This is a genomic window from Bizionia saleffrena, from assembly GCF_008086175.1.
GTDB lineage: Bacteria > Bacteroidota > Bacteroidia > Flavobacteriales > Flavobacteriaceae > Bizionia > Bizionia saleffrena.
Genome location: NZ_VSKM01000031.1, coordinates 1 through 3106, shown reverse-complemented (window position 1 = coordinate 3106; position 3106 = coordinate 1). Strand labels below are relative to the sequence as shown.

General features: G+C 37.4%; 3 protein-coding genes. All 3 read left to right on the top strand.

What is annotated here, in order from left to right; translation table 11 throughout:
* The coding region (locus tag ES676_RS14455; protein WP_148371032.1) for a gliding motility-associated C-terminal domain-containing protein at nucleotides 1-240 on the top strand (240 nt) is incomplete at its 5' end.
* 32 nt (nucleotides 241-272) lie between these two features.
* Nucleotides 273-1181 (top strand): PorP/SprF family type IX secretion system membrane protein, encoded by a 909-nt coding sequence (locus tag ES676_RS14450; RefSeq protein ID WP_148371031.1) that lies wholly within the window; start codon nucleotides 273-275, stop codon nucleotides 1179-1181.
* 20 nt (nucleotides 1182-1201) lie between these two features.
* Nucleotides 1202-3106: an OmpA family protein gene (locus tag ES676_RS14445; RefSeq protein WP_148371030.1), complete on the top strand. Its 1905-nt coding sequence runs from the start codon at nucleotides 1202-1204 to the stop codon at nucleotides 3104-3106.

The window sequence follows — 3106 nt, the reverse complement described above, 5'->3', positions numbered from 1 at the left end:
CAAGGTATATCGCCAAACGGAGATAATAAAAACGATTTTTTCGACTTAAGTAGTTTCGATGTACAAAGCTTAGAAATCTTTAATAGATATGGGACCAAAGTATATTCTAGAGCAAACTATACTAACGAATGGTTTGGTCAATCTAAAGATGGTGATGAATTACCAGTAGGTACGTACTACTATGTAATGAAATACCAAGGCGGAAAAGTAAAAACATCTTGGGTTTATATTAACAGATAATAGCACTACAAACAACAACTTAAAATTTAAGAATGAAAAAAATATATATCCTTTTCGCCGTTTTGTTTGCTCTAAACAGTTATGCGCAGCAAGACCCTCAGTATACACAGTACATGTATAATATGAATATTATTAACCCTGCATACGCTGGTTCTAGCGAGACTGTTTCTATTGGAGCACTCTACAGGAGTCAGTGGGTAGGTGTAGAAGGTGCTCCTAAAACAGGAACACTTTCTATTCACGCCCCGGTAGGGAATCGTGTAGGATTGGGCTTCTCACTTATTAGTGATGAAGTCGGTCCTGTAAACGAGACTAACGCTTACATTGATTTCTCTTATACCCTACCAATGGGTACAAGTACAAAATTAGCTTTAGGTTTAAAAGCAGGAGCAACATTTCATGATATTGGAACCGGTTCGGTAGTGACTTTAGATCCTAACGATCCATTTTACGCACAAGATATTAACGAGACGACTCCTAATGTTGGAGCTGGAGCGTATTTCTACGAGCCAAATAAATACTACATTTCTGCCTCTATGCCAAACATTTTAAATGCAACACATTTAGATTTAGATGGTCGTAAAATAGGGTCAGAATCAGAACATTTATTTGCAGCCGCAGGTTACGTATTCGATTTATCACCAAACTTTAAACTAAAGCCACACGTACTTGCTAAATTTGCTTTCGATGCACCAGTGGCCTATGATGCTAACCTAAACTTATTTATGTACGACCTAGTAGAAGTAGGTGCAGGATACCGTTTAGACGATTCGTTTAGTGGTATGATTAACTTTATGGTATCTCCAAACTTAAGAATAGGATACGCTTACGATAGCATCCAATCTGATTTAAATATCGATACCAGTTCATCACACGAAATATTTATAAACTTCGATATTTTCTTACCAAGAAAAGTATCGCGTTCACCTCGTTATTTCTAATCAGTTAAGCTAAATCAACTATGAAAAACATAAAATTATTTTTAACACTAATCATCCTGAGCAGCTTTAGTGTCGCTGCTCAAAATAAACAGACTACAAAAGCCGACAAGCATTTTGCTAAGTTGGAGTTTGTTGAAGCTGCCGAAGCTTACAATAAGCTTGTAGAAAAAGGAGAAGCCGACGCTTATGTCTATGGTCAATTAGCAGAAGCTAATTACAATATTTTTAATACTGTAGAAGCCGAAAAATGGTATGCCAAAGCATTAGAGTCCAGTTCCGATACGGAAATGATGTACAAGTATTCTGAAATGCTGAAAGCAAACGGAAAATACGACGCATCAAACCAACAAATGAGAACCTTTGCCGCAGCAAGCCCTAACGATGAAAGAGCGAAAGCATTCTTAGCAAACCCTAATTATCTGAATGATATATTAGCAAAAGAAGAGAATTTTACAGCTAAAAATTTAGAGTTTAACTCACCAGCTTCAGATTTTGGAGGGACTTTAAAAGAGGGCAAGCTTTACTTTACATCAGCAAGAAATGACTCAAGACGTACTTACGGATGGAACGATCAACCGTTTTTAGACATCTACGAATTAACCGTAGCTGAAGATGGAACATATTCTGAAGCTAGCGTATTAAAAGGAAAAATAAATACAAAATACCACGAAGGTATCGTGACTTTTTCGCCAGACGGAAGCACTATGTATTTTTCTCGTGAGAGCTTCTTTGATAATATGTACGAAAAAAATGAAGACACAAACACAAAGTTAAGTGTCATTCAATTATTCAAAGCGACAAAAAGCGGCGATTCTTGGAAAAACGTTACTGCTTTATCTTTAAACAGTAATAGCCACTCTGTAAAAAACCCATCGGTTAGTAAAGACGGATCCACCTTATACTTCGCCTCAGATATGGAAGGCGGTTTTGGAAAGTTCGATATTTACAAAGCACCTATCGCAGCAGATGGAACAGTAGAGGCAGCAGAAAACTTAGGTAATAAAGTAAACACGCCAGGTCAAGAAATGTTCCCTTACGCAGGAGACGATGAGTATTTATACTTCTCTTCTAACGGGCACTTGGGATTAGGAAACTTAGATGTGTATTACACGACGTACTCAGGTACAGAAACTGTAAAAAACATTGGAGCACCAATAAATAGTAAAGCAGACGATTTTGCTTTTGTACTTGATGCGGATAAGAATGGTTATGTCTCTTCAAACCGTGCTGGTGGAAAGGGAAGTGATGATATCTACGCGATTAGAGAAATCAAACCGTTATGTAATGTAGACATGATTGTAACTGTAGAAAACGCAGAAACAGGAGTAAAACTTGCAGGTGCAATGGTAACACTTTACGATAGCGAAGGTAGCGTTATAGCAACCGAAACTACAAACGTACAAGGGGTAGCTAACTTTACAACAGATTGCGATCAAGACACCAGCTTAAAAGCAACTAAACTAGAGTTTAAAGACACTACTGCCACTGTTAACGGATCTAAAGATGCCCGTAAAGCTGTGACTGTAGATTTAACACCAATCAAGAAAATGATTGTAGAAGATAAAGTGGTATTAGACCCTATTTACTTCGAATTTGATAAATCTAACATAACACCTCAAGGTGCTGCAGAATTAGATAAATTAGTATTAGTAATGAACAAATACCCAGAAATGGTTATTTACGCCACCGCTCATACCGATAACAGAGGTAAAGACGGATACAATATGAATTTATCTGAGCGTAGAGCACAATCTACTGTAGCTTATGTAATCTCTAAAGGAATTTCTGCTTCTAGAATAACAGGAGAAGGCAAAGGAGAAAGTGAGCCTGCAGTGCAGTGCGGTACAAACTGTACTGAAGCGCAACATCAACAAAACAGACGTTCTCAATTCACTATTAAAAGTGGTGGACCTAACAGTAATTAA